General features: G+C 63.5%; 22 protein-coding genes and 5 pseudogenes. 15 read left to right on the top strand and 12 right to left on the bottom strand.

Annotated elements, in window-relative coordinates; genetic code table 11:
• The first annotated feature begins 87 nt into the window (after nt 1–87).
• The 3 genes and pseudogenes from J2S97_RS20560 to J2S97_RS24185 form a co-directional block, all read left to right on the top strand.
• Nucleotides 88–795 carry a hypothetical protein gene (locus J2S97_RS20560; RefSeq protein ID WP_307051794.1) on the top strand — a complete coding sequence of 236 codons (708 nt, stop codon included), beginning with the start codon at nt 88–90 and terminating at the stop codon, nt 793–795.
• A 159-nt stretch (nt 796–954) separates the two neighbouring features.
• Nucleotides 955–1,836 (top strand): annotated as a pseudogene (locus J2S97_RS24180) (carboxypeptidase-like regulatory domain-containing protein); the annotation flags it as partial.
• A 48-nt stretch (nt 1,837–1,884) separates the two neighbouring features.
• A pseudogene (locus tag J2S97_RS24185) lies at nt 1,885–2,484 on the top strand (S-layer homology domain-containing protein); the annotation flags it as partial.
• A gap of 68 nt (nt 2,485–2,552) precedes the next feature.
• Here J2S97_RS24185 and J2S97_RS20570 read toward each other — a convergent pair.
• Both J2S97_RS20570 and J2S97_RS20575 read right to left on the bottom strand, forming a co-directional pair.
• A pseudogene (locus tag J2S97_RS20570) lies at nt 2,553–2,801 on the bottom strand (carboxypeptidase regulatory-like domain-containing protein); the annotation flags it as partial.
• 1 nt (nt 2,802) lies between these two features.
• Nucleotides 2,803–2,958, bottom strand: a pseudogene (locus tag J2S97_RS20575) (MFS transporter); the annotation flags it as partial.
• Between the two features lie 137 nt (nt 2,959–3,095).
• On the opposite strand from J2S97_RS20575, the gene J2S97_RS20580 reads away from it, so the two are divergent.
• Together J2S97_RS20580 and J2S97_RS20585 are read left to right on the top strand one after the other, a co-directional pair.
• Nucleotides 3,096–3,461 (top strand): hypothetical protein, encoded by a 366-nt coding sequence (locus J2S97_RS20580; RefSeq protein ID WP_307051796.1) that lies wholly within the window; start codon nt 3,096–3,098, stop codon nt 3,459–3,461.
• Between the two features lie 60 nt (nt 3,462–3,521).
• The gene (locus J2S97_RS20585) at nt 3,522–4,280 is read left to right on the top strand and encodes an SDR family oxidoreductase (RefSeq protein WP_307051797.1); all 759 of its coding nucleotides are present in this window, start codon (nt 3,522–3,524) and stop codon (nt 4,278–4,280) included.
• A 76-nt stretch (nt 4,281–4,356) separates the two neighbouring features.
• Here J2S97_RS20585 and J2S97_RS20590 read toward each other — a convergent pair whose 3' ends face one another.
• A complete protein-coding gene (locus J2S97_RS20590) occupies nt 4,357–5,604 on the bottom strand; it encodes a MinD/ParA family ATP-binding protein (protein WP_373460606.1) in 1,248 nt (415 codons plus the stop codon).
• Nucleotides 5,605–5,886: 282 nt separating this feature from the next.
• Between J2S97_RS20590 and J2S97_RS20595 the strand changes: the two genes are divergently transcribed.
• Nucleotides 5,887–6,624, top strand: a complete 738-nt coding sequence (locus tag J2S97_RS20595; RefSeq protein WP_307051799.1) for a GAF and ANTAR domain-containing protein — start codon at nt 5,887–5,889, stop codon at nt 6,622–6,624.
• Nucleotides 6,625–6,666: 42 nt separating this feature from the next.
• On the opposite strand, the gene J2S97_RS20600 is transcribed toward J2S97_RS20595, so the two are convergent.
• A complete protein-coding gene (locus tag J2S97_RS20600) occupies nt 6,667–7,362 on the bottom strand; it encodes a TetR/AcrR family transcriptional regulator C-terminal domain-containing protein (RefSeq protein ID WP_307051800.1) in 696 nt (231 codons plus the stop codon).
• A gap of 243 nt (nt 7,363–7,605) precedes the next feature.
• Here J2S97_RS20600 and J2S97_RS20605 point away from each other — a divergent pair, with 243 nt between their 5' ends.
• Both J2S97_RS20605 and J2S97_RS20610 read left to right on the top strand, forming a co-directional pair.
• Nucleotides 7,606–7,863, top strand: a complete 258-nt coding sequence (locus tag J2S97_RS20605; protein WP_307051801.1) for a hypothetical protein — start codon at nt 7,606–7,608, stop codon at nt 7,861–7,863.
• A gap of 4 nt (nt 7,864–7,867) precedes the next feature.
• Entirely contained in the window at nt 7,868–8,155 is a 288-nt protein-coding gene (locus J2S97_RS20610) for a hypothetical protein (protein WP_307051802.1), read from the top strand.
• A gap of 78 nt (nt 8,156–8,233) precedes the next feature.
• Here the strand turns inward: J2S97_RS20610 and J2S97_RS20615 are convergent, their stop codons facing one another.
• Both J2S97_RS20615 and J2S97_RS20620 read right to left on the bottom strand, forming a co-directional pair.
• Nucleotides 8,234–8,464 carry a zinc-ribbon domain-containing protein gene (locus J2S97_RS20615; protein WP_307051803.1) on the bottom strand — a complete coding sequence of 77 codons (231 nt, stop codon included), beginning with the start codon at nt 8,462–8,464 and terminating at the stop codon, nt 8,234–8,236.
• 147 nt (nt 8,465–8,611) lie between these two features.
• Nucleotides 8,612–10,483: a PKD domain-containing protein gene (locus J2S97_RS20620; RefSeq protein ID WP_307051804.1), complete on the bottom strand. Its 1,872-nt coding sequence runs from the start codon at nt 10,481–10,483 to the stop codon at nt 8,612–8,614.
• A 518-nt stretch (nt 10,484–11,001) separates the two neighbouring features.
• Here J2S97_RS20620 and J2S97_RS20625 point away from each other — a divergent pair.
• On the top strand, nt 11,002–11,466 hold the full coding sequence (locus tag J2S97_RS20625) for a MarR family winged helix-turn-helix transcriptional regulator (RefSeq protein WP_307051805.1): 465 nt from the start codon (nt 11,002–11,004) through the stop codon (nt 11,464–11,466).
• Nucleotides 11,467–11,499: 33 nt separating this feature from the next.
• Here J2S97_RS20625 and J2S97_RS20630 read toward each other — a convergent pair whose 3' ends face one another.
• From J2S97_RS20630 to J2S97_RS20645, 4 genes and pseudogenes are all read right to left on the bottom strand, one after another.
• Nucleotides 11,500–11,727 (bottom strand): hypothetical protein, encoded by a 228-nt coding sequence (locus J2S97_RS20630; protein ID WP_307051819.1) that lies wholly within the window; start codon nt 11,725–11,727, stop codon nt 11,500–11,502.
• Nucleotides 11,728–11,796: 69 nt separating this feature from the next.
• A pseudogene (locus J2S97_RS20635) lies at nt 11,797–12,237 on the bottom strand (polysaccharide deacetylase family protein); the annotation flags it as partial.
• Between the two features lie 9 nt (nt 12,238–12,246).
• Nucleotides 12,247–13,170 (bottom strand): glycosyltransferase family 2 protein, encoded by a 924-nt coding sequence (locus J2S97_RS20640; protein ID WP_307051806.1) that lies wholly within the window; start codon nt 13,168–13,170, stop codon nt 12,247–12,249.
• Nucleotides 13,171–13,208: 38 nt separating this feature from the next.
• On the bottom strand, nt 13,209–14,138 hold the full coding sequence (locus tag J2S97_RS20645) for a glycosyltransferase (protein WP_307051807.1): 930 nt from the start codon (nt 14,136–14,138) through the stop codon (nt 13,209–13,211).
• Nucleotides 14,139–14,388: 250 nt separating this feature from the next.
• Between J2S97_RS20645 and J2S97_RS20650 the strand changes: the two genes are divergently transcribed.
• Nucleotides 14,389–15,372: a glycosyltransferase family 2 protein gene (locus tag J2S97_RS20650; protein WP_307051808.1), complete on the top strand. Its 984-nt coding sequence runs from the start codon at nt 14,389–14,391 to the stop codon at nt 15,370–15,372.
• Here the strand turns inward: J2S97_RS20650 and J2S97_RS20655 are convergent.
• Nucleotides 15,352–15,975 carry an arsenate reductase/protein-tyrosine-phosphatase family protein gene (locus tag J2S97_RS20655; protein WP_307051809.1) on the bottom strand — a complete coding sequence of 208 codons (624 nt, stop codon included), beginning with the start codon at nt 15,973–15,975 and terminating at the stop codon, nt 15,352–15,354. The two genes, J2S97_RS20650 and J2S97_RS20655, sit on opposite strands and share 21 nt — an antisense overlap.
• Before the next feature lie 95 nt (nt 15,976–16,070).
• Here J2S97_RS20655 and J2S97_RS20660 point away from each other — a divergent pair, with 95 nt between their 5' ends.
• The 4 genes from J2S97_RS20660 (at nt 16,071) to J2S97_RS20675 (ending at nt 21,335) form a co-directional block, all read left to right on the top strand.
• Nucleotides 16,071–17,561: a polysaccharide biosynthesis tyrosine autokinase gene (locus J2S97_RS20660; protein ID WP_307051810.1), complete on the top strand. Its 1,491-nt coding sequence runs from the start codon at nt 16,071–16,073 to the stop codon at nt 17,559–17,561.
• A gap of 125 nt (nt 17,562–17,686) precedes the next feature.
• Complete coding sequence (locus J2S97_RS20665) at nt 17,687–18,913, top strand: hypothetical protein (RefSeq protein WP_307051811.1); 1,227 nt, start codon at nt 17,687–17,689, stop codon at nt 18,911–18,913.
• On the top strand, nt 18,898–20,259 hold the full coding sequence (locus J2S97_RS20670; RefSeq protein WP_307051812.1) for a lipopolysaccharide biosynthesis protein: 1,362 nt from the start codon (nt 18,898–18,900) through the stop codon (nt 20,257–20,259). Before J2S97_RS20665 ends, J2S97_RS20670 begins: the two co-directional genes overlap by 16 nt.
• Nucleotides 20,256–21,335 carry a glycosyltransferase family 4 protein gene (locus J2S97_RS20675; protein WP_307051813.1) on the top strand — a complete coding sequence of 360 codons (1,080 nt, stop codon included), beginning with the start codon at nt 20,256–20,258 and terminating at the stop codon, nt 21,333–21,335. Before J2S97_RS20670 ends, J2S97_RS20675 begins: the two co-directional genes overlap by 4 nt.
• On the opposite strand, the gene J2S97_RS20680 is transcribed toward J2S97_RS20675, so the two are convergent.
• The gene (locus J2S97_RS20680) at nt 21,311–22,465 is read right to left on the bottom strand and encodes a glycosyltransferase family 4 protein (protein WP_307051814.1); all 1,155 of its coding nucleotides are present in this window, start codon (nt 22,463–22,465) and stop codon (nt 21,311–21,313) included. The two genes, J2S97_RS20675 and J2S97_RS20680, sit on opposite strands and share 25 nt — an antisense overlap.
• A gap of 342 nt (nt 22,466–22,807) precedes the next feature.
• On the opposite strand from J2S97_RS20680, the gene J2S97_RS20685 reads away from it, so the two are divergent.
• Nucleotides 22,808–26,427: PKD domain-containing protein (locus J2S97_RS20685; protein WP_307051815.1), on the top strand; the 3,620-nt coding region annotated here is incomplete at its 3' end.

A 26,427-nucleotide genomic window follows, 5' to 3' on the forward strand; every position in this document is an offset into this window, starting at 1 on the left:
AAGAAATAGAAGCCGGTCATGGGAACCCCGTGGCCGGCTTCTGCCGTTCACTGGCCCGGGCATCGGGCACCGTGGCAGACTGCCACCATGGGGGACGGAACAGAAGCAGGCGGGTCAAAAGCAGACGGACAGCAAGGACCTGCCCGTGACCGGAAGACGCTCACCAAACGCCAGCAGGCGCTCCTGTACTTCAACACCACCCGCCGCAAGTTCTGGGCGGGTGCCGCCCTGGTGGCCGTGTGGTTCCTGCTGATGGTCTTGCTCGACGACCGGCCGTACCTGGAGCTGATTCCGAACTTCGTCCTCTACGCCGGCATCCCTATCCTCTGGGTCCTGTTCACGCACGGTGCAGGGCTCATCAAACCGGTGCCGATGCCTGCGGACATCATGCGCCAGGACGCCCCGGGCCGGTTCTCCAACCAGGAGGAATGGGAGTCGCCGCTCCCGCCGGAGGAGGCCTTCGCAGCGCTGCAGGAGCTTTTCACACAGACCGGTGTGCGGACCGAGGTGATGGACGCCAGCCTCTGGGTCGAACTGGGCAAGGAGTGGCAGGCTGCCGAGTGGTGGCATCGCGATGCCGCCCCGCACATGAAGCGCCGCCCGTCCCTGCTGTTCTTCGTCCAAGCGGCCGACGGCGGTTCGAGGGTCACGGCGTTCAGCGTGGACCGTGCGCTCGGCGGGCTGTACGACGTCGTGAAACTGTCGGACGAAATGTCCGCCACCGCCGTCGGACTTGCCCGGAAAGCCACCGGCGCACCGCCGCAAGCAAAACCGCCCAAAGGCCGGCGAAAATAGCCATTGTTCGACTTGGTAATCCGGCCCGAATAGACTTCGCTCACTCGCACTTTTCCGGGTGCCGTTTGCATTCATAATCTGGGGGAACAATTGAAGATGCTGGAGCGGCCCAAAACTTTGGGTCCAGTAATCCTTGCGGTGATTCTGTCACTGCTGTTTATGACGTCGGTGCCGGCCACAGCCGCTGGCGGCGCCACCATCAGCGGCACAGTGTCCGTCCCTCAAGGGACGGATATCAAGAATGCGTACGTGGCAATTTTGGGCACGAACTACTCGCGGCAGGTCGGGGTTTCGGCGGACGGTTCGTACCGCTTCGATGAGCTCGGCGCCGGAACGTACAAGGTGCGTTTCGATTACCAGTCCTGGCCCAGCGCGGACACTCCACGCCCGGCCCCGCAGTGGTTCAAGGGCGGTGCCACGTTCAGCCAGGCCACACCCATCACGGTTGCCGCCGGCCAGAGCCTCAGCGGTATTTCGGCAACGCTCGACGCCGGCGCTTTCATCAGCGGCAAGCTCACGGTGCCTTCCGGGGTGGACGCCTCGAAGGTCAGGATCGTCGCCAGTGAGACCGGCAATGCGAGCTACCTGCATTCCGCCACCGTATATGCGCGGGCCGGCGGCAGTTACGCATTTTCGGGGCTCCCGCCGGGCCGGTACCAGCTGTACTTCTCCTCGCAGGACCGCGCCGGCGGCGGCATTGTCAGCGCTTACCACGGCGGATCCACCGAGGCAGCAGCAAAGGTCCTGGACGTCCCGCACCTCGGCGGCATCAACAATGTGGACCAGGTGCTCACAGCGGCCGGCGCCATCACCGGTACGGTCACGGTGCCCGAGGGCATCTCGCCAGCGGGCGTCCACGTCACCGCTTATCCGCAGCACGGATCCACCCGGACTCCCAGCGCCCGGGTAGGTGCCGACGGAAAGTTTGACATCGGCTATGTCACGCCCGGGACGTATAAACTCCTCTTTGAGGCGGCGGGCCTTGACCCGCAGTGGTACGGCCAAACTGAGTCGGCCGACGATTCGCCCCTGCTGACGGTGGCGGCTGGCCAGACCGTGTCAGGGCTGCACGAAACCATCCAGCTCACCGCGCCGGCGTCACCGCTGGTGTTCGCGGACGTTCCGCCGGGCACTCAGTTCGAGACGGAGATCAACTGGATGGCCGGCCAGGGCATCAGCACCGGCTGGATTGACGGCAACGGCACCAAGACCTACCGCCCGCTGGCGCCAGTGAACCGTGATGCCATGGCGGCCTTCATGCACCGGCTCGCGGGGAAGCCCGATTTCTCGCCGCCGCCCGTCTCGCCGTTCGCAGATCTTGCGCCGGGTGACATGTTCTACAAAGAGATCGTTTGGCTGTCTGCCCGTTACATCTCCACCGGCTGGGATGAAGGTAACGGCATCAAGACGTTCCGCCCGAGCCAGCCGGTCAACCGCGACGCCATGGCCGCGTTCATGTACCGGCTGGCGGGCAAGCCCGCGTTCAATCCCCCGGCAGTGTCCCCGTTCGCGGACGTCACCAAGGACAACATCTACTATCACGAGATCACCTGGCTCGCGGCCCAGGACATCTCCACGGGCTGGGCCGAAGCGGGCGGCACCAGGACGTTCCGCCCCCTGCAGGAAGTGAACCGCGACGCCATGGCCGCGTTCATGTACCGCTTCGCTTCCAAGTTCAGCGCGGTGTAACGGCTACAAAACACTGGAGGCCCCGGACTGTCACAATGACGTCCGGGGCCTCCGACTTCAAGCGCAGGTTAAGCGGCTGAGTGCTTAAGGTTGAATCGGTACATGAAGGCTGCCATCGCATCGCGGTTTACCGGGAGGAGAGGGCGGTAGCTCTTGGCGCCGTTCCCCTCGTCCCAGCCGGTGCTGATTTCCTGGGACGCGAGCCAGCCAATCTCCTTGGCGAACTGGTTGTTCACGGCAACGTCAGTGAAACCCGGTGCTTGGGTGGAGTCCGGACTACCGCCGAACCGGTAGAGGAATGCTGCCATCGCGCCGCGGCCTGCTCACGCCCCCCAACGTGGACAGAGCCCGGGCGCGGAACGCCACCGGCACCGCCTCGGTCAGGTATTTCTGCCGGGCCAGGCTGAAGACGCTCGCGGCCATCCCGACGACGACCATCGCCACGGCCAGCAGCCACAGTCCGTTGGGGATCATCCTGTGGCCCGGGTTCCGACGTCGGCCCCGCGGGGAATCCGACGCACATGCGGGGGTCACAAAAGGCCTCGAGAGGACTACCGTTTGCCTTGTGGGGTACTTACACGTGTGCCCGTCACCAAAAGGAGGATCGTCCCATGGGCGAAGTGTGGATACGCACGGTCAACAACAGCCTGGTCCGCGGCAGCATGGTCACCGAGATCGCTTCCACCCGCGGGTCCCTTCATGAGGACCAGGGCTACGCGCTGAAGGTCATCCTGGACGGCAAGGCCCACGTACTGATCGACGACGGCGAGCTCCGGGGCTCGCTGACCGAACGGCTCGAGTATGCCCGGAACCTGGAGGACGCCCTGCTGCTTGCCCTGGACGAGGCAGGACGGATGGGGGCGTCCGCGGTGGTGGAGCACGATCCGGAGCGGGACCGGTGGCAGGTTATTGCCGGCGCGGAACTGGATGGTAGTGTCCAGGCCGGCTTCAACGCTGCGGCAGGTTCACGCGTGTAAGAAAGTCGGCGCTCCCTTATCGTGCCGGGATTGGCTGCCTGCCAGGAAAGGAAGCACGCTATGAAGATCGCCGTTGCCGGGGGAACCGGAACTGTCGGTCACCAGGTGGTCAGCATCGCCAGGGACCGAGGGCATCAGGTGGTGAGCGTGAGCCGTGCAGACGGCGTGGACCTGGTCACCGGCCGCGGCCTCGACGAGGCACTCCGGGGTGTGGAGACGGTCATCGACGTTTCCGGCATTCAGACTAGGTCGACCAAGAAGGCCGTGGACTTTTTCACGAACAGCACCCAGAATCTGCTGGCTGCCGAGAAGAAGGCCGGAGTGCGCCACCATCTTGCCCTCTCGATTGTGGGCATCGACACGGCGACGTCGGGGCTATACGCGGGAAAGTTGGTGCAGGAGGATGCGGTCCGGCACGGCGGTGTGCCCTGGACGCTCCTGAGGTCAACCCAGTTCCACGAGTTTGTGCCGATGACCGTCGGCATCGCTTCACTGGGCCCGCTGGTGCTTGTTCCGCAGATGCGGACCCAGCCGGTGGCGGCGCGGGAGGTGGCGGAGGCGCTGGTGGATGCCGCAGAGGCAGGGCCGAGTGGCCCCATGGCAGACCTCGGCGGGCCACGCGCGGAAGAACTGGACGACCTCGTCCGCGCCTACCTGCAGAAATTCCGCATGCGGAAGCAGATCGCGAAACTGTTCATCCCCGGTTCCATGGGCAAAGCCATGCGCAGCGGCGACCTCATCCCCAAGCCGGGTGCCGCCGTCGGACGCCAGACGTTCCAGGAGTGGCTGGAGACGGACGCCTCTTCCCCAACTAGGTAGCAGCAGATGTCGTTATGAGCGCTCATAACGACATTAACTGCGACCTAGTTGGGCAGGTGAAGCGAAAGGAGAAGGCTTAGACGTACCCGTCCACAATCGCGGCCGCGATCTCCTTGTAGGCGCGGCGGGTTTCCGGGCGCAGCACGTCGAGGGTGACCAGGTCTCCGTCGGCCACTCCGCGGTCGTGCGGGACGGCGATCAGCTGCCGGCAGATGCCCGAGAGGTGTTCCTCGATGGCGTCCTTGTCCACGCGGGAGGAGACCTCGTCCTTGTCCGTGATCACCACGATGGCGTTGCGGGCCAGGTCCTCGTAGCCGTGGTGAGCGAGCCACTGCAGGGTGCTGCGGGCACGCTTGGCGCCGCTCACCGCGTACCCGGCGGCGATCACCAGGTTGTCGGCGGACTGCAGGATGCCGCTCATGGCGTTGTGCGTGACGCCGGTGCCGCAGTCGGTCAGGGCCACGGAGTAGTAGCCGGAAATGAGCTTGCGGATGCGGAGGTATTCCTCGGCCGTGAGCGAGTCCGAGACTTCCGGGTCCTGCTCCCCCGCGATCAGGTGCAGCCGCCCGGCGTGATGCATGTAGCGGGCCAGCGCCGTGAGGGAATCGACCGATTCGATGTTCTTGAGCAGGTCCGTGATGGTGCGGGGGCTGGCCTGCTGGTAAATGCCTTCGCCCAGGGCGCGCTCCACGAGGTCGCCGGAGTCCGGGTTGGCGTCGATGGCGCACGGGGCGTCGCCGCGGAACTCGGCGAGGGTCAGGCCCACGCCCACGGTGGTGGAGGTCTTGCCGATGCCGCCCTTGAGGCTCAGCACGGCGGTGTTGTAGCTGCCCTGCAGCTGGCGGGAGATCCGCCGGCCCAGTTCGTCCTCTTCACGCTGGCGCGGGCCGGGGCCCAGGTTGATCGCCCCGCCGGTCATGGCGAAGAGGGCGCCGCGGAAGCCGCCGCGGGGGCGCGGCTTCTGCTGGCGGACAAAGGAACCCGGTGAGGTGATGAAGTCGGACACGGGCGCGTCCGCTGCCGCCAGTTTCGCGGCCTGGCGCGAGGTTCCGCGCTGCGCGGGAACAGCGGCAGGAGCCGTCTCTTGAGGAGCAGCGGCCGACGGCGGCGTGCTGGGTTCTGCGGGGACGGCCCGGCGGGAGGTGGCCGGCTGTGAGGTGGGGAGGGCGGGTGCGGACGCCGACACCGGGGACGGCACTTCGGCAGGAGCCTCCGGACCGGCCTCCACTTCCGCCTGCGCGTCGGCGACGGCGGCCGCTTCAGCCCAGGAAGTCCGTCGGGTGGGAGCGGTGCGGCTGTTGTTCGGAGTTGCAGCGGCGGGCATGGTTCCTGTCCGGGCATCCGGAGATGCACCGGCCGGGCGACGGAGGTCGCGGCGGCGGCGCGTCTGGGACTGCCCTGCATTTTTTGCAGAGGCTCGTGCGTTTTTATCGGCCGATTCGGGCATGTTTGTCCCCCCAGGACGTTCGGCAAAGCGTGCAGCTGCTCTTTAGGGCGTGGGTCAATCAGCAATTCTAGGTGCTGCGGGACGAAAGTCCGCCATGCCCGGGGAGGAAGAGACGCGGCGCACAGTTGCTCCGCACCGGTGGGCGCTTTAGATTGGGGCATGACCAACTCGCCCGAGCACGAACGCGTCCTGGAACTCCAGGATCACATTATCGGCACCCAGAATGTTGCCGAATTCCTGGAGCGGCTGTCCATCATGGCGGCCGAGGCGCTGAGCCGTGAGTCGTCGAGCAAGATCGAATGCGGCGTCACCCTGAAGCGCCGGAAGCGGACGTTCACGGTGGCCGGGAGCAGCCCCCGGGCGGTCCACCTGGACGAGATTGAGCAAAGCATCGGGGAAGGCCCTTGCATCGAAGCGCTCCGCGTCAAGGCTCCCGTGCTGCTGGGCAACGTCGACACGGATCCCCGCTGGCCGGCCTATCGGGAAGCATTGGCGGCCGAGGGGTGCCGGAGCACCCTGGGCGTACCGCTGGAAATCGGCGAGAATGCGGCCGCCGCGCTGAACTTCTTCGCAACGTCCACGGGGATTTTCACACCGGACATCATCCAGGAGGCTTCGGAGTTTGCCGATATCGCCGAAGGTGCCGTGCGGCTGGCGGTCCGGCTGGGCACCGCGCAGTCGCTGGCAGAGGATCTGACCGCCGCCATGGAAAGCAGGACGTCCATCGACCTGGCCTGCGGGGTGATCATGGGCCAGAACCGGTGCTCCCAAGCCGAGGCGATGGCCATCCTCACCAAGGTGTCCAGCAACCGCAACCAGAAGCTCCGCGTGGTGGCCGAAGAGATGCTCAGCAACCTGGCGGGCGGAGACATCCGGACGCACTTCGATCCCTCCTGATCCACAAGGGCAACCCAACGCTGCGGCGATAGTCCCTTGCGGCTAAACTCCCGGCGTGCCTGCCCGTGGGTTCAACCGCTCGGCGAGTCCGGACAGAAGGATGTCGATTCCCTGATCCAGCTCCGCCGCGCCATCGTAGTCCGCGAGCACGGGCGCCAGCTCGCGGAGGTGGGTGAAATCGCGAGCCGGGAGCCTGTGAAGGCCCAGCCGGAGCAGCGCCACGTTTTCGTCCGGGTCCACAACGAACTCCTGAAGTTCATTCAGGATGTGGCCATACAGGAAGCCGTAGTACGCGCGGTACACGTGGAGCGCGTCGTTCGGCGCAAAGCCTGCCTCAATGAGCAGGCCCAGAATCTGCTCGAGCGGGCGTAGCGTCCCCAGCGGCCGCAGCCCCAGCGGGGTGGACAGCGGACGCGTCACCAGCAGCGGCACAACGTTGGGATGGCGGAGGGCAATGAGCCGCAGGTCGTGGGCGATCCTGCGCAGCTGGGCCTGCCAATCGGGGTCCTCGGGGAAGATGGCCAGCTCATTGAAAACCAGTTCGGTGACCCCGTCCAGCAGATCCGCGCGGTTGGCCGCATAGCGGTACAGGCCCATGGGGTCACGGTCCAGGGCCTGGCCCAGCCTTCGCATTGTGAGGGCGTCAAGGCCTTCGGCATCTACCAACTCGAGCGCCGTCTGGAGGACCGCCTCGCGACTTAGCCGCCTTCTGGGAACCGTGTCCTGCGGGGGTGTCATCGTGGTGATCCTTACTTCGGAATGACCGGGAATGCGGGCGCATCCGGCTGTTCACTATTGCTTTACCCGTAGTCTACGCCTAGAGTCTACGGTGTAGATATGTTCCGCGAAGATACATGGATATGTCACATCACTGCCGCTTAGATCAGGGCGTGACCCGCTTCGGGCCTTGTGCATGGCTCCGGAGCGTAGCTGCTGTAGCCACATGGCGGCACATGATGCACAGCATAAAAAGGACCAATCATGGCCGTTTCACATTTTGACCGCTTCCTGCGTGAAGCCACCGCACCGGACCAGGACGGCGACGCCTCGCTGAGGAAAGACCAGCTGTACGGGCTGTACACCAGCTGGTGCCTAATCAACCAGTCCACCCCGGCACCAGGAACCGACTTTTGGTCCGCAATGAAGGGTCACCGTATCCGGCCTTCAGACAGCGGCCTCCGCATGACCGGGCCCGCCGCCGCGGACTACATCCTGTCCACGTATCCGGTACTGGTCTAACGACATGTCAATCAGTTTCGAGCCCCGTCCGTTGGCGCTCGGTGAAGACGTCCTGGTCGACAACATAACGGGCGAGTACATCCATTGCGGAGAAGCCATGAAAGCGCCGGATTCCGAGGTGGAGGGCATTTTTGATACCGCTTCCACGGAACGGCAAATCCCCGGGGCATCCCTGAGGGCATACCTCCGGACCCGCGTCCGGCGGTGCGCCTGCGGCTTCCAGATCGAGCTTCCGAGCCAACAGTCAGCCACCGGACCGCGCAAGCCATCTCCGGACTTGAGCCAGCTCTAACGGTCGAAACCGGCCTGCTGGCCAGCCTTGCGCTGGTCGGCAAGCCGGTTTTTATTCGCAATGCTCGCATTTATGCCCCTACCGGGATAGCGCCCGCAGTCCCCCACGCGACAGGGAAGACTGCTGCCCGCAGTCGGAACAGGTGATCCGGTACTTCCGCGACAGCGTGATGAGCGGGATGAAGAACACCGTGAACTTGGAAGCCCGCTCCTCGAGGTAATGCTCAACAGTGGACCCACAGTGCCGGCATGTCGAAAGCCTGCCGGGCAGTTGCTTTATTGCCGTCTTAATTCCGAAGAGAAGCAGCATCTCTTCCTTTCAGGTGGTGGCTGGAAGCCCCAGGTAGTGGTTGGAAGCCTCCGGTTGTAGTTGGAAGCCGGGGAAAGCCGCAGGGTACATTACTAAGCATGCTTATGGTACCTTGTTGTTCCCTGCGGCCCCGCTCAGCCCGACCGCCTACGGCGCCGCCGCCCTCACGTTGTCCACAAGCACAGTGATCGGGGCATTGTTAGCAGTGCTTGAGAGATACGTCATCAACCCCACGTTGCCCGCCGCCTGGAGAGCCGCCGTCGTGTCCGTCACCGAACGCTGCCAGGTCGCCGGCTCAGCCGTCCCGACTTCCCAGACTTTGGCGCGGATGGTGGTGGTCCCCGTGCCAGTGACCTGGAGGCGCATTGCCAAGCGATCGCCAACGACATAGTTCAGGCCAGCGATCGTGATGCCGCTCTGGATGGTGGTTTCGGCGCCGCTGGCCGTTGTCCTGACCAACGACAGGTTCACAGCACCCGTGGATGTCAAGTGGGCCTTGGCGCGGTACTCTCCGGATGCCGCAATCCTTCGTCCGACAACCGAGAGATACAGGCCGGAACCGGAGGCGGGCTTGTCGGTGGCAAGCTCAAGGTAGATGTCGGTCGCCGAGGAACTGACAGAACCCAGATGGGCGTAATTCCCGGAACCTGCCGTGGCGATCCGCAGGCGTCCTGTACCGCTGGCCACGGAATAATTGCTCGCGCTACCCGACACGGTCCAGGGGCCGCCCGTGTCCGCTGTGCCGAGCCCATTTGTGACCGTCCTCGTGAACGCGTCCTGGGCAAACGGCGCGGTGCCGGCTGTTGTTGTGACTGTCTGGGTTGTCGCGTTTGTGGCGCCGCCGTTGTCAGTGACAGTCAGGGTGACGTTGTAGTTGCCGGGGGCGGCGTAGGCGTGCGACGGCGAAGGGCCGGTGCCGCTGGTCCCGTCGCCGAAGTTCCAGGCATAGCTGGTTATGGTGCCGTCGGGATCCGTGGACGCCGACGAATTGAATGCACACGTGAGGTTGGGACAGGACGAGGTGAAGGACGCCGTTGGTGGCGCATTGCCCCCGGCCGAAACGACGCTGAAGGCATCGGTGAATGTGCCGTTGGTGGCGACGAATCCGGCGTCCATGGTGGTGGCGGTGAACTTCATATCCAGCAGGCCGTGACTTGGGTTGATATTGAGGCTGTTGTAGGCCGCGAAGTACGGTGTTTCCGGATCGGCGGTATTGACGTCGCGCAGGCCGGTGCCACCTGTCCCCACCGTTGTGTAGACGGTGCCCGCTCCCTTGGTCAAGGCGTTGTCCCCGTCACGCACGCAGGACGCGTTGTAGGTGCCCGGCTGAAGCCCAGTGCAACCCGCCGCTACGGAAAGCTGCTTGCTGCGCTGATAGTGATGTTCATGGCCGTTGAGGACAAGGTCGACCTTCTTGCTGAGCAGCAGGTTGGTAATGTCGGTCCCTGCGACGCAGCCGTATACACCGATTGAGATGCACGGCGTGTGCATGCCCACCACCACCCAGGGAATGGACGCGGACCGGGCTCCGTCGATTGCTGCTGCCGTCCAGTTATAGCGCGGGCTTCCGACGGAGTAGTCCCAGGTTCCGTCCGCAAAAGGAATTCCCGGAGAGATGAACACAAAACGTGTCAGGGGATTCTCTTGCGGGACATCAACGTAGTACTGCCGGGCGTAGGAGCCCACCGCCCCCGGGAGTTGGTTGGGCAGGCAGGCGGCAAAATCGTTGATGTTTCCGTTCAGACCATTGCTTTCATGGTTGCCCGATACGAGTTGGAACGGGAAGCCCGCACCGGTGCGGGACGTGACGAAATCGCACCAGGACTGCTCCGCTCCGGTGGCACCGTAGGAGAGGTCCCCCAAGGCCAGGTGCAGGTCCGGCTTGAGCTGCCCGACCCGTGAGATAACACCGGCGGCTTCGGGTGAGCTGGAATAGTCGCCCGCCGCTGTGACGCGCAGTTCCCCCGGGACGGCAGGGATAACGGCGGCTTCGGCAGCGTCAGTTCCACCGGATATCAAGGGACTTATCGCCACGGAGCCCGCTAAGACAAGGGCGGCGCTCGTAATCGACACGGTGACGAGATGCCAAAACGTGGCGATACGGGGGGTTGCTGGTCTCTTCGTTGCACTCACGGCACGCTTCTCCATCCGGTGCTGCCCCCTCGGGAATTGCCTTCAACGGCGTCGCTAGTGGCGTGCTGGGCGGGCACGTCAGCGTTATATTCCGCTCCCCACACCGCTTGTGTGTTGGTTGAACGGTAGGCCGGGGCCACTTCGGATGCCTGAGTATGCGCTACCTATCTTTTTTGCCCCCTTGCACGTCCTGCTCGCATTCATACGTGCGTATGCATTGAGCACTGCAGGGTCTATCAGCCGCAACACGCCGACACAGGGCCGCCCGGGCAACGCGGCGACAACTCCGGACACGTCAATGGCAAGGGTGCTTACTATTTATTAGTAATCATGCTTACCATTGGGGAGCCGGTGGAGCTGGTTCATGCTCAGCCGCGGTCTCTTGGAAGGCAGGCGAATTTAACATGGTCTCGGCCCATCAGAACAGACCGGCAGGATGGTCAACGCACCGCTTATTGTCGACGGCGGCCCGGCTGGATGAGCGCCGGATCAACCGGTGCCTGGTTGGCCTGGGTCTCACCAAGTCCTCCTTCGACGCTTTGGATTGCGTGGAGGAGTTGGGACCGGCCACCCAGAACCACCTTGCCGACGAGCTCGGAATCACCGCGCAAAGCCTTGGCAAGATCCTGGACCGGCTGAAGGTTCTGGGCCTCGTAACCAAGGAGCGTGCCTCCGGCGACGGCAGGATCAGGAGCGTGCGGCTGACGCAGCGCGGGCGTTCGGTGCTGCGGACCGCCGAGGAACTGGTCCGCGGGCTGCCCCGCCCTGAGCGGGAGGCCGAGGTGAACCTGCGGCAGCATCTGGAACAGCACATCGCACACCTTACGATGTCCCAGCGGGCCGAGCAGGCCCAATCCCGGCAGGCCTAGGCCGAGCCGTTCGGAGGTCCCGAAAAACGCAGGCTAACGCTTGAACCACGCCGCCCGGACGGGCGTGCCGGACCGGAGGCTTGCGGAGAGTGACTGCCCCTGAAGGCCCAGTTCCGAAAAGCCGTCCAGTACGCGGCGTGTGAGGTCTCCCCGGTCCACTTTCGGCACCGGACCGTCGTCCACCCCGTCGGCGGGACCTGCGTAGCCGTCGTGGGCGAGAAGTATTGAACCCCGGACGGTCCCGTCAAGCGCTTTTTGCACCCGCTCCGCCTGCGAAATGTGTCTGGAATCCCACGTAGTCGGGCCCCACATGACGGGGTGCAGTCCGGTCGCCATGACTGCACGCCAGGACGCAAACGTCTGCCGGCCGTAGGGCGGACGCATCCAGCCAACACTCCGCCCCGTTAGGTCCTCCAGCTCATTCTTGCCGCTTTGGGTTCGCCGCCTCACTTCCTCAGAACTGAACTGGGTGAGGCAGCGGTGGTCCTGGCCATGGAGTGCGACTTCATGACCTTCCGACATCACCTCGTTCAGAAGGCCAGGGTGAGCTCTGGCCCGCGTAAGGAGCACAAAAAAGGTCGCCGTTGCGCGACGATCAGCAAGTGCAGCCAGTATCTGATCGGTTCCGCCCGGCTCCGGGCCGTCATCGTAGGTCAGGACGACGTGTGGCTCGCTGGTTTTGACGGCAACCACCGACCCGACGAAGCTCGAGTGGCGTCGAATCACGGGTTTCAGGACCCGGCCCAAGGCCCGCCGCGCTACAGACACCATGGCCTCCGGTCAGTCATCACGTGAGTATTCCTGATAGGCGAAGCCGGCGGCTCCTGCCACCATTCCCGCTCCGCGGAAGGCGGTCCGGAGTCCCCTCGCCTGATGACGTAACGATCTTCGGAGAAGGCCGTACGTGTAGCGCGCGGTTCCCGCCACTACCCGCACAAGACCACGGAAGCCGGCTCGGGCGCGGACCACCGCCCTGCCGACTGTCCCCGTCGCCAGGTGCATATCAACCAGAGTCGAGGAATTACCGTGGCTCCACGAGCGGGCCAGCACCCACTTGCGCGTCATCCGATCGGCAGGCACGAAGTCTGTGGTCCTGGATTCCTCGCACCAGACGATCCGCCCGCCGCGCTTCACCAGGGCTTTGCTGAAATGGGTGTCCTCACCTCCGGTAAGTCCGAACCGGTGGTGGAAACGAACCCTGAGCTCCAGCAGCTGCTTCATGTCCAGCAGGAGATTGCCCGCGGCCGCCACCTGAATGGGCGTTCCCGTTTGCATTGTTCGACGGGTGAAGAAAGACCCCGCAGAAACCCATGGTTCCAGCTCACCTTGGAACTCCGAGATCACCCGGCCCATCACGGCAGTCGCCTGGGTATCACGCCACGTGCGGATCAGCGGCACCAGCCATTGTTCCTGTGGCCGCTCATCATCGTCGATGAAAATGAGGAGATCGGCGGCGCCGGCTTCATCCAAGGCACGGTTACGGCCCGCTGAAATACCCGGTTCGGGCTCTAGTACGTAGGACACGAGAGGGTGGTCCAGCCGGCTCACAACTGGCTCCGCGCTTGCCGCGGGATCGTTGTCGATTACCAGGATCCTGGCGGAGACCGTTTCCTCCGGTGAATCATTCAATGCGGAAACATGCCTGATCATCAGGGGCAGCCCAAGGGAAAGCTCGTTTGGACGCATGTACGTCAGAACAGCCACGACTACACTCAACGGCTTCACGTGTTGCTTGGTCCTTCCTATGCAGGCGGTCCAGGACGTCGGGGCCTTGACCGTTCCATAGCTTGCCGGTAGGCCCCCAGGTGGTCCACGCCAGCCGATCCCCATTCCCGTCCTTTGAGGTTGGGCTCCGGTCGCGGTCCAGCAGCCCGAAGGCCCGCCAATGTCCGGATGAGGTGCTCACTCGTCAGCGGCCCCTCAAAAAGGAAAACCCATCCCGGTCCTACTTCGTCGGACAATCTTCGGTTGACCTCGTTATCGGGCACCAGCACCGGCCTGCCCAAGGATAAGGAAGTCAGGACGCCCGCGGAATTGTGCATGAGCCGGTACGGAAGTACAACGAGCTCGGATGATGTAATAACCCCCACGAGGTCCTCGTCGGAAATGAACCTCAAGTCCAGGTGGATCCGGTTGTCACCTTGGGCCGCGGAACGGATAGAGTCCGCCAACGCCTCACTGGTGGGGTTGCCGGCCAAGCGCAGTGAAATATCGTCAGCCACGTGGCGGGTGCCTCGGAAGGCGCGCACCAGTTCCTCAACGCCCTTATACCGCCGGATCAGGCCGATGTAGCCGATCTGCCCCGAAACCTGATTCTGAGGCGTAAACGGCGCGAACCAATCCCGGTAATGGCCATGGGGAATGGTACGGAAGGGTTCACCGGCTGGAATCGGCGTCGTGCTGTTTAGCCGGATCCGCAGCGTTGTCGCCTTATCCAGAAGCCGGAGAAGGAGCCTCTCCCGCCTGGAAATATCCTGGGGCACTTCGACATTATGGACGGTGCGCACCAGCGGGGTCCGGAAAATACGAAGCCTCAGAATAAGTCCGAGGGTCAGTGCCTGCCGGACGATCTTTTTCAGCGGGCTGTGTCCATTCACAAGGATTTCCGGCCAATGGACATGGAACACGTCGTATTTGCCGAGCAGCGCGGTTCGCCAGGAGAAGGTCTTCACCTCGACATCTGGGAGGCTGTGCAAACTTTGCCGCAGCATGACGAGATATGGATTAGTTGTGGGACGGGGGTTGGGAAAGGACTGCAAGACCGTAAGTTCGTCCCTCACCCGCTACCCCCTGACTAACATTATTGGCCCTCCGAAGTACCCCAAAACTAATGCATCAACTGTTGCTTCCGTAAGGGCTAAAGTCCCAGTCAGGTAGGGCTACTCGTTTCCACGGGCACTCCTGCTGGGTATTGTGCCTTCCATGACCAGAGCCGAAGCTTCGCGCGTAGCCGTGGTGGTGGTGAACTTCGGTTCGCACCACCTTCTGGAACTCAACCTCCTTCCCGTGGCAAGGCATTCTCCGGACGCGCTCATTGTCGTGGTGGACAATTTCTCGTCAATGGCGGAAAGGGAGGCAGTATCTGTTCAGGCTGACCGCCACGGCTGGGAAGCTGTGCTTGCCTCCTCGAATCTCGGCTTCGGCGAGGGCATGAACCTCGGTGTGGAACGTGCCGTGGCCTTGGGAGCGACCAGCTTTTTGCTTCTCAACCCCGACGCCACCCTGGACGCAGCCAGTTTTGATTTGCTGAGGAAAAAGGTGGCCGCGGAACCAATGTCGCTGGTCTCCCCCGTGGTCGTTCGCCCGGACGGTTCAGTGTGGTTTGCAGGAAGCGATTTGTACCTTGAGTCGGGAAATATGCGCTCGAGGAATAGGAGGGTGGACGCTGCTGATAATCGGATCGAACCGTGGCTCAGCGGCGCCTGCCTTATGGTGACCAAGGAATTGTGGCGCAAGTTGGGTGGGTTCTCCGACGCCTACTTTCTGTATTGGGAAGACGTGGACCTCTCGTACCGGACCCGCCTGCTCGGGGGCGACGTCGTCGTCCTGGAGGGCGCAAAGGCCGTCCACGATGAGGGCGGAACCCACGAGCTGGAGTCCCGGGCCAAAGTGGGCCGGGGCAAGTCGGCCACCTACTACTACTACAATTTGCGAAACCGCCTCGTGTTTGCTTCCGCCTGTCTCGACGAACCGGATCTTCGACGCTGGATGCGGAGGTCAGTGCAGGCGGCGCGCGATGTGCTCCTGCAGGGCGGGAAGAAACAGTTCCTGCGGCCCGTCCAACCGCTATCGGCCGCCTTCCGCGGGACTTGGGATGGACTCCAGATCGCGCGTAATGAACTGAGGCTAAGGCGCGCCCTGAAACGCCGCGCAGTTGTTTTGCCCTCAGGCGAAGAGCCGCGTTAGGTCCGCCGCTATGTTCTCAGTGGCTTCTCCGACCTGCGCTAAAACAGCTTTGTGCTGGCGGTTTGTGGAGTTATGGCCGTCCGGGATATCGAGGGGATCGATCCCTCGAGAGCTGGTCCTCTTCCACCATGGACCGGCCGCCGGCGCTGTTAGCCGGGCATCTCCCCGAAGCGAGTTGAGTTCCTCCACGAACTCTCGGAACCGGACGTCACCGGGTGCGTCATGGTCAGAGGAGTCCGGTCGCGGCCCCAGCTGCACATGCTGGGCAAGCCGTGCAGCTTCCCGGAGGGTGAACGTCCTTTGGCGGGCCGACGGGGAGATCAAGGCCACCGCTGATCGGTGGGCGAGCTCCATGACCAGAACGAGGTCGGCGGAATCGATGGCGGAATCGTCGACCAATGACGAAGCGTGCGCGGGAGACTCCCCCGTCACACGCTCACCGGATAGGAGGCTTGCCGCTTCGCTGCAAAGACCGGCATCCCTAATTGCCTTTGTCCCCGCGCTGGTTACCTGAAATCCAGGCTGGCCCGGCAACCGCGAAAGCCGGGCGCCCAGGACCGCCGCGGCGTATGGAGAGCGACAAATGTTCGCTGTGCAAACCATCAGGATTTTATTCACGGATCCGGCGTTCGCTCCTTGTCAACGGGCTTCCTCTGGATAGTATGCTTTGATCCACCACAACGGGGGGATATTTCGACATGACGCCCACTGAATTTCTGGCGACTTTGCGTAGACAATGGGCCACGATTTTAGTCCTCAGCATTATCGGGGCAATAGCCGGCTTCAGCCTTGCGCGTTTTACACCGGAGAGCTTCCAAGCGACCAGCAGTGTGTTTGTTTCTGCGCAGCGTGGAGACACCTCCGCCGAACTCGTCCAAGGCTCCACCTTTACGCAGAACATCGTGCAGTCATACGCCGAGCTGGCCAGTATGCCGGTGGTGCTGGAGCCCGTGATCGAGCGGCTCGACCTGGACGTGACGCCCCCCGTCCTTGCCAGGTCGATAAGCGCGCAAACTCCGTTGAACACCTTCATCATCGAAATCACGGTGACTGACAATTCGCCCGAGGCGTCCGCCAAGATAGCAAATGCTGTTTCCGACGAATTGGCCACCGCCGTTCAACGCATATCTCCGAAGAGCGCCAATAACGCGCCCGTTGTGACTCTGCAAAACGTGGCCCGGGCCCCCGTTCCCCGCGTACGGTCGGCACCGAACACACCGCTGATGGTTGTGACGGGACTGGGCATCGGCCTCGCCCTGGGCTACGGCTTCGTCCTCCTCCGTGAGGTGTTGGATACTCGAATCCGGAGCGAGAAAGACCTGCAGCGTGTTGGTGAAACTCCTTTGCTGGGCTTGATCAGCCGTCGGCCCGGAAAGCGCGGCCAGGACGAGCGCCCTGTCGGAACGCTCACCGGTCCCACCGCCGAAACCTATAGACGGCTCGCGACCAACATCGAATTCCTCGATCCGGATACAAAAATATGTTCCATCGTGGTCACGTCGTCCATGCCGGGAGAGGGAAAAACGACGACGGCGATAAACCTCGCCTTGGCGGCCGGTGAACTGGCGCCCCGCGTATTGCTGGTTGATGCCGACCTTCGCCGTCCGTCGGTGGCCAAATACTGCGGCATTGAGGGGGCTGTGGGCCTCACCTCGGTACTCTCCGGCCAGGTCTCCCTTGACGACGCAGTGCAATCATGGAGCCACATCAGTGTCCTAACCGCAGGAACGCTCCCACCGAACCCCAGCCAGATCGTCAACAGCAACGCCATGGCGGACCTGCTCGTCAAGCTTTCAAGGTCCTTCGACCTGGTCATCGTGGACTCGCCGCCTCTGCTGCCTGTCACGGATGCCTTGGCACTGTCCCGCATTACTGACGGCGCGCTGGTGGTGGTCCGCTACAAGGGCACGCGGCGGCAGCAGCTTTCCGGTTCCCTCCGTGCGCTGGAGGCCGTCAAAGCGCGGGCGATCGGCGTCGTCCTCAACAGGGTGACCCAGAAGAACAAGGACACGGAGTACGTCTATGAAGGGTCTTCGGAGCCGCGTCAGAAAACACTCCGGCCCCCGGTCTTTCGAGGAGGGGGCAAGAAAAGCGCCAGCGCCGGCGCCCACGCCCGGCGGAGGGAGTCTAACGACGAACGCACGCCTGCCGCCCCCGGCGAGCGTGTCACCGAGCCGTCAGAGCGATGAGCGAATGGAGGGGCTTGGCGGGGCCTGACCTCCTCCCGCCCCGGCACGACCGCCCCGTTATTCAGAAGACCGCCGGATCTGCTCACTTGGATCCCCCGCCCCGGAACATCGCAGACACCCTGGCAATGACAGCAGCAGCGGCCACCGTCATGTTGCTTGGGCTCAGGATCAATATCGGCCAGGGAATGACACCCGGTTACCTTTTGGCTTTCGCGCTTATCCCGCTTTGGCTCCCCGCCCTCGGGAAATTCCGCTGGGCCACGCCGCTGACGGTAGCCGGAATATTAGCCATTCTCTCCGGCGCGTGGCTGACCGCCTTCGCCTCGATAGACCACGACATAAGCACCAAGAATCTTGTCAGTGATTCCCTTATGGTGCTGGGAATCATGGCCGGTGTGGGTGTCATCCTGTGGGCGAGGCAATTCATGCCAATTCACATTTTGGGTCTGCTCTTCAGTCTCGGGCTTCTCGCCACGATCTTCGCCGGGGAACTTCGGTTCAGTGCAAACCCCTGGAAATATGCGTATTCCGTCCCCGTGACAATTATCGTTCTCTCACTTGTGCGCTTCATGAAAAACCGCTTCATGGAGATCCTTGCGCTGCTGATCCTCGGCACAGTCTCGGCACTAAACGATTCGCGGTCATTCTTTGCCATCATCGCGCTAACCGCGATCCTCCTCGTCTGGCAGTACCTGCCCGCCAGCCGGCGAAATGGTGTGTACAAGACGTTGTTGGCGTTTGGGGCCATCGCCGTTATCACCTACAACGCGGGAGCCACACTCGTAGTGGACGGATACCTTGGCGCCGGAGCCCAGGCCCGCTCAGTCGAGCAGATCCAGACGTCGGGCTCCCTGCTGGTGGGCGGGAGACCGGAACTGACTGCGGCGCTTGCGCTGCTCCAGGACCGTCCATACGGGTTCGGGACCGGAGTCCTGGCCAGCCCGGCGGACGTCCTGACAGCCAAGGCCGGAATGGTTGCCATCAATTACGAGCCAAACAACGGGTACGTCGAGAAGTACATGTTCGGCGAGAGGATCGAGTTACATTCGGTGTTGGGGGATTTGTGGGCACCGTTCGGAATACCGGGCCTGATTGCCGGGCTGGCGATTCTGGTGCTCCTGCTCCGCGTGATCGCAACGCTGGTTGCCCACCGCACCGGTTCCGGACTTGAACTTTTCCTGGTCATTTTGACTCTCTGGAACCTTCTGTTCAGCCCCCTGTACAGTTCCGCGCCCACCCTGCTCCTCACCCTCGGTCTGGTCTTGCTGTCTAAGCCCGGGGCCGAAGCCCGGGGAAACCTTGGCGCTGCTTACATCAAATTGAGGGGAAAGGCAGCATGGCAGGGCGTCTGACATTGCGGGGAGGACTCTTCGCCGCCGTGGGCGGGCCGGCCGTGGTCAAGATTATCGTGATGGGCCTGTCTGGCCTGCTTGCCATTCTCACCAGCCGGTTGATCATCGAGCACTACGGGGTGGAGGCATACGCCCAGTATGGCCTGTTGGCAACGCTGCCGATGCTCCTGCCTTTCGCTGACCTCGGCATCGCGGCCGTGGTCATTAATTCCCTGGCCGACACCAAGTCGCCCAAGACCGACGATTTCGTCCTCCGCACCATCGTTACCGCTTTCCGGATCCTGTCTGTATCGGGTCTCATCATCATTTCACTGGCGGTGATCATCCACCTTTTGGGACTGTGGCCCGCCATTCTCGGACAGGGTCTGATACCCGACGGCGGAGGCGTCGCTGCCCTGATCTGTATGGCAATATTCGGCTGCGTACTCCCGCTGACTGTCGGGCAGCGCATCGTGGTGGGGCTGGGACGCACTACATCCCAGGTCGCTGCCCAGGCTGTCGTTGCCCCCTTCATGCTGGTGTCAATCCTGACGGTCGTGGCACTTTCAGCTCCGGTGGGGAGCTTTCTTGCGATCTTCTCCTTCGTCGGGAACGCTCTTGTCTCCGTGATCTGCCTGGCCGTGGCCGCCAAAGCACTCAGCCCTCAACTACGCCTTGCGGTGGGACGGATCGCGCGCTTCAGGCGATATCCTGGAGTGCCGATTATCAGCCTGACGTGGCCGGTCCTGGTCTCATCGCTCGTTATGCCCATAACGCTCCAGACCGACCGGCTGCTCCTCAGCCAATTGACCCACGGCGATGAACTGGCTCGGTACAATCTGGCCGCCCAATTATTCGGCCTCATTCTCCAGACCATCGCGGCGGCAGGCCTCGCCATGTGGCCGTGGTATGCGAAGGCGCGGTCGCAGGGCCGGGTTTCCTCGCCGATAGTGCCATCACTGTGGTTTCTCTCCGGCGGACTCGTCTTGGGCCTCGGTATGGCCTTCGCGTCTCCTTGGCTGGAAGTGCTGGTGGCCAAGGGGAAAATCCATTTGGACATCTGGCTCGTGGCGGGCTTCGTTGCCTTTGTTGCCGTGGAGGCCGCCAAGTACCCGCTCGGCATGTATATGACTGATCGAAAAGGGCTGGTATTCCAGGTCAAACCGCTCCTGGTAATGGTTCCCGTAAATCTCGGGCTTTCCTGGAGCCTGATAGGCGTCGTAGGAGCCGGCGGGCCCGTCCTTGGCTCTGCCATCGCAGTTCTTCTCTGTCAGGTAATTCCCTACTTCTGGTACGTCCGGCGGGATCTGGCCAGACGACGAAATGAACAGGCCACCGAGGACCTCACGGAGGGGAGCAACGCATGAAACAACCACAGGGGCTACCGCGGATCGAAGTGATCTACCAGGCCGAGCAGGATCTTGAATCATGGATCCGTCGGAGCGCAGCAGGCGAAGTGCCCAGCCGCTGGCCGTATGGACTTCACGAGCTTTCCGGTTGGAACGCCAGCGTCAACGCAGCCAGCGTGGCGCAACCGGGCAAAGTACCCAGGGTTGTGGCCAGGATCGTGCCCGCATCCCTGCGGGCACGTTTGGCGGCGGGCAGCGAAGGGCGCCACATTGGAATCACGTGGGATGAGAACGCAGCACGGCGCATGCTCATGCTCAAACCGCACCGCGAGATGTTCACGGGAGTGATCTGGCTGACGGACATGATGGCATCCGGCCAGTCGTCCTACGACGGACTGGTGAGGACACTGCGCCAGATGGACGGACTGTGGGTGCTGAACCGCCCGCAGGTGGCTGCGCTTCAGGACCTGCTCGGAGCTGACGGGCCGCCGGTGACGTTCGTGCCTTTCGGCGTCGACTCAACGTTTTTCGCCCCCCACAGCTATCCGGACAAGCCCATGGTCTTGAGTATCGGAAGCGATCGGCACAGGGACCCGGAAACCCTTTTTGCGGCTCTGCGCCTTGTTCATGCCAGGCGTCCTGACGCAGAGCTCCTGGTTCAGACCCGTTCCGACCTCCCGGCGCCGGCCGGCGTCACCAAGATCTCCGCAGTGCCCCATAGCGAACTCCGCGGGCTGTATGCCCGTTCGAGTGTGGTCGCTGTCGCTACGAAGCCGAACCTGCACGCGTCCGGAATGACGGTCATGCTTGAGGCAATGGCCACAGCCCGGCCTGTGGTCATGACACGCACGGTGGGCATGGAAGACTACCTAACCGAGGGGCAGACCGGCCTGTTCAGCCGCCCGGAAGACCCTGAGGACATGAGCGAACGGATCCTTGAGCTGCTGCACGATGCCCCCCGGGCAGATCAGATGGGCCAGCGCGGTCGGGAGGTCCTCGAGGCCAAGTTCACAACGTCTCACATGGCGCACAGAATCGCGGGATTGATGAGCTTGGCCGACCCCGCAACTCAGGCCCTCTCCGCAACCCTCTGAACCCGCTCCGCCATCTCAGCCTGGTACTTGGTGATGCTGTGGCGCGTCGCTGCCAGCGGCGCGTCAGTGATGGACGCTTCCCGGAACTTGTCCCAGTCCGCCACTATGGCCTCCAAAGCATCGGCCGTACTCTCCGGACTTCCGGGTACTACGAACTGGGCGGAGGAATAACCGCCAGCGGCTTCCCGCAGGCCAGACGTGTCGCTCACAACAACGGGTCGTGCTGCCAACAGTGCTTCCACGGCGGTGTTCCCGAACGGCTCGTCAAGCCGGGACGGGATAACCACAGCGTCGGCGGCGTCGAGGAATGGCCACACGGAAGCCTGGAACCCGTGGAAACTCACAAAGGACTCAAGCCCGTGGGACTGGATAAGTTCCCTGAGCTCAGTTTCGTACCATTCGTATCCGGGGAAGACGGCGCCCACAATGTCGAGATGCGCTGTAATGCCGCGCTTGCGGAGTAAGGCAAGGGCGTCGACGACGACGTCGACTCCCTTTCGCGCCGACAGGCGGCCCAGGAAGAGGATCCTGAAGGGACCGTCGAGTCTCTCGCGGGGTGCCCCAAAGACTTCGGGCCCGGGAACGCCGTTGTAGACCACTGTCGTCCTGGCCCCAAGGCCTGCGAATGAGCTTTGAAGGACACGCGAACTGAACTGGCTGTTCGCAACAATGCTGCTGGCCGCGAGCAGGGGAAACGCCAGAAGCCGTCGGACCAACGGGCTGGCCGACCCCTCCGCCTCATGCACGTGCACCAGAAGGGGAATGCGTTTAATGAGTGCCACGAAATTCCACAACGGGATGGTGACAGTGTTGACGTAGACGACGTCCGGCCTGACGGTGGAAAGCAACCGAAGAGACGCTATCGCGCCCTTGATGGCGCTGGGCACAGCCTGGACCAGGCCGGGCAGGGACAGCATGCTCTTGCGAAGAACCGGCGAGGGACAGAGCAAAACCGAGGCACCGCGGGATATCAGTTCCGGGACAAGTGGTCCCGAGGACGGGATGGTGACCACCACTTTAACCCCGTGTGCCACGAGGCCTTCTACGCTTTCCAGCAGCACGCGGTCCGAGCCGTAGAGGTCGGCGCTCGGGTGCGCCACAAGGGCAACAAATACGGCGTCACGGACCATAAAGACCTCGGAATCTAAAAGGGTCGGGCCGGAATTCGGCGGGGTAATTCACGCGGATTCCGGTACATAATCCCCCCGCGATGCAACGTATCCTACCGCACCATAATCGCTGCCGTAGCCCAAGTAGGGACACTCATGACCGAGTAAATGCAATTTCAAAAGCGCGTAGCTGACACACGCGATTGTCCCTCGACGGGCGCTTTACATTGGGACCCGGTACCCGTTTGCGGAGGCCGTCGCCTGGCACATTATTGCGGCGCTTCCAGTGGAAATCCTGACAGGTGGTCTCTGATGTTGCTCTCACGTCATCGTCGTTCAACTATTGCCTTAGTCCTGGCCTTGGTGATTTTTCTCCTGGGGTCGGCACTGGTCGGGGCGGGGGGTGCGCGGGCTGACTCCACGCCGGCGGATCCGGCAGACCCCGCCACCCCGGCCACTGTCACGGCCGATGCCCTCCCGACGGTTCAGATCGACGGTGTGGTCTGGCAGCAGGTAATAGTGGGCAACACGGTCTATGCGGTGGGCAACTTCTCGTCGGCCCGCCCGGCGGGTGCCGCCCCGGGGACGCAAACGGTGGCGCGAAGCAACATGCTTGCCTACAACCTGGCCACCGGCGTCCTTGACACCACCTTCGCACCGGTGCTGAACGCGCAGGCTCTCACCGTCGCCGTCTCTCCTGACGGTTCGCGGGTCTACGTCGGCGGGTCCTTCACTACCGTCAACGGGGCAACGGCCTATCGGGTTGCCGCCCTGTATCCTGCGGGATCGCCCAATGCAGGGCAGATGATTCCGGGCTTCCAGCCTTACGTCGATTCCCGGGTGAACGCGATCGTCGCGACCGACACCGCGGTGTATCTTGGGGGCTGGTTCAACGCAGTCGGAAACCAGGCCCGCACCAAACTGGGAGCCGTGAGTGCCTCTACCGGCGCTCCCCTTGCCTGGGCGCCGGTAACTGCCAACGGCAACGTCACGGCAATGGTGCTCACTCCCGACAAGAACAAAATCGTCGTTGGCGGGAATTTCACCACCCTCAACGGCTCCTCAAACCCCGGTTACGGGCTCGGGGCAGTAGATCTGGCGGCAGGTGCCTCCCTGCCGTGGGCCGCCAACTCGGTGGTCCGCAACGGAGGTCCAAGCGCCAGCATCACCAGCCTCACCGCTGATGGAGAGAACGTCTACGGCACGGGCTACACCTACGGTCGCCTTGACGGCAACCTTGAGGGAACCTTTTCAGCGCGCGGCACCGACGGCACCCTGAACTGGATCGAGGACTGCCACGGAGATACCTATGGTGTGGCACCCGTCGGGGATGTTATCTATACAGCCAGCCACGCGCACTACTGCGGCAACATCGGGGCCTTCCCGCAACCGGAACCTTGGGCGTACCACCCGGGTCTGGCTTTCAGTAAGAGCGCGACGGGGATTATTACCCGGGAACCATACGATTATTTCAACTTCGCGGGCCGTCCGAGGCCATCGCTCCTGACCTGGTTCCCGGACCTGGCCGTGGGCAGCTTCACCGGGCAAAGCCAGGCCGCCTGGTCAATCGCGGGCAATTCAAACTACGTCGTGATGGGCGGGGAGTTCCCCTCCGTGAACGGCACCGCGCAGCAGGGACTGGTGCGATTCGCCGTCAAACCCCTCGCCCCCAACAGCCAGGGTCCCATGGTTGCCGGCGGCGCCTTCAACCCCCGGATCCAGTCCCCGGCATCCGGGACTGCCCTGATCACGTGGAAGGCAAACTGGGACCGCGACAATGAACACCTGACCTACAAGGTGATCCGCAACGGCGACATCAACCGCCCCGTCTTCACCGCGACCAGGGCCTCCACCTTCTGGAACCGCCCCAGCATGTCCTTCGTGGACACCAACCTGACACCCGGGGCCACCTACGGGTACCGGATCTTCGCCACGGATCCCACCGGCCGGGAGGTACGGTCCGAGACAGTCAACATCACCGTGGCATCCACAGGCACCCTCAGCCCCTACGCGGACCGCGTGCTGAAAGACGAAGCAACAGACTACTGGCGGCTGGGCGAACCCAGCGGCGCAGCACGGGACTGGACCGGCGTCTTCGATGCCACCGTCAGTTCGGGCGTGACCCGGGGACAGACCGGAGCCATCGCCGGCGACAACGACTCCGCCGCCGCGTTCAACGGGTCAACCACCGGCATAGCTGCCACCGCAACGGCCTTCCCCGCCCCGGACACCTTCACACTGGAAGCCTGGGTGAAAACGACATCCCTGGCCGGCGGGAAAATCATCGGCTTCGGCAACCGAACCACCGGTAACTCCTCATCCTCAAGCAACGACCGCCATGTCTATATGGACAATCTGGGCCGCCTGTTTTTCGGAGTCCGGCAAAGTGCGTTCTCGACGGTAAACACCACAACACGCTACAACGACGGCCAGTGGCACCACGTTGTGGCCTCGCTCGGCGCTGGAGGCATGGAACTCTACGTTGACGGGAGCCGCCAGGCACAGCGTACGGACGTGACCAGGGGCCAGGCGAACAACGGTTACTGGCGGATCGGCGGCGATAACCTGGCATCCTGGCCATCCAGGCCACTCAGCGGATACCTCAACGGAACGCTGGACGAGGTAGCCGTCTACCCCACCGTGCTCTCCGCAGACACCGTGGCCGCCCACTATGCGCTGGGAACCACGGGAACCGCACCGAACGTGGCGCCGACGGCGTCCTTCACCTCCACCGCGTCGGCCCTGACCGTCTCGGTGGACGGCTCCGCCTCCACGGACCCCGACGGCACCCTCACCGGACACGCTTGGGAATTCGGCGACGGCGGCACCGCCACCGGGGCCACCGCCCAACACACCTACGCCACAGCCGGGACCTTCACCGTCAAACTGACCGTCACTGACAACACCGGAGCCACCGGTGTCACCACCCAGTCCGTCACCGTCGCACCTGCCCCGAACGTGGCGCCGACGGCGTCCTTCACCACCTCCGCGTCGGCCCTGACCGTGTCGGTGGACGGCTCCGCCTCCACGGACCCCGACGGCACCCTCACCGGGCACGCCTGGGACTTCGGCGACGGGGGCACCGCCACCGGAGCCACCGCCCAACACACCTACGCCACAGCCGGGACCTACACCGTCACACTCACCGTCACCGACAACACCGGAGCCACCGGCACCACCACCAAGACAGTCACCGTCGCACCTGCGAACGTCGCGCCGACGGCGTCCTTCACCACCTCCACCGTCTCGGCCCTGACCGTTTCGGTGGACGGCTCCGCCTCCACGGACCCCGACGGCACCCTCACCGGGCACGCCTGGGAATTCGGCGACGGCGGCACCGGAACCGGAGCCACCGCCCAACACACCTACGCAACAGCCGGGACCTACACCGTCAAACTCACCGTCACCGACAACACCGGCGCCACCGGCACCACCACCAAATCGGTCGCGGTGGCACCTGCACCGAACGTGGCGCCGACGGCGTCCTTCACCTCCACTGCGTCGGCCCTGACCGTTTCGGTGGACGGCTCCGCCTCCACGGACCCCGATGGCACCCTCACCGGGCACGCCTGGGAATTCGGCGACGGCGGCACCGCCACCGGGGCCACCGCCCAGCACACCTACGCCACGGCAGGGACCTACACCGTCAAACTCACCGTCACGGACAACACCGGCGCCACCGGTACCACCACCAAATCGGTCTCGGTGAACGCTGTGCAGATTTTCGCCCAGGATAAGTTCGAGCGCACAGTGGCCAGCGGTTTTGGCCTCTCCGAGGTCGGCGGGAACTGGAGCACCTGGGGTTCCTCCGGCACCACCCTCTCCGTCGCCGGCGGCCAAGCCAGGGTCACTACCTCAAACGCTGCCGGCAGCTCCACCGCCACGCTCGGTTCCGTCTCCACCAGCGACGCGGACCTGCAGGTGAAGATCTCACTGGACAAACTCACCAACGGCGGCGGCACATTCATCACCGCAATAGGCAG

The sequence above is a fragment of the Arthrobacter oryzae genome (assembly GCF_030812315.1).
Taxonomy (GTDB): domain Bacteria; phylum Actinomycetota; class Actinomycetes; order Actinomycetales; family Micrococcaceae; genus Arthrobacter; species Arthrobacter oryzae_B.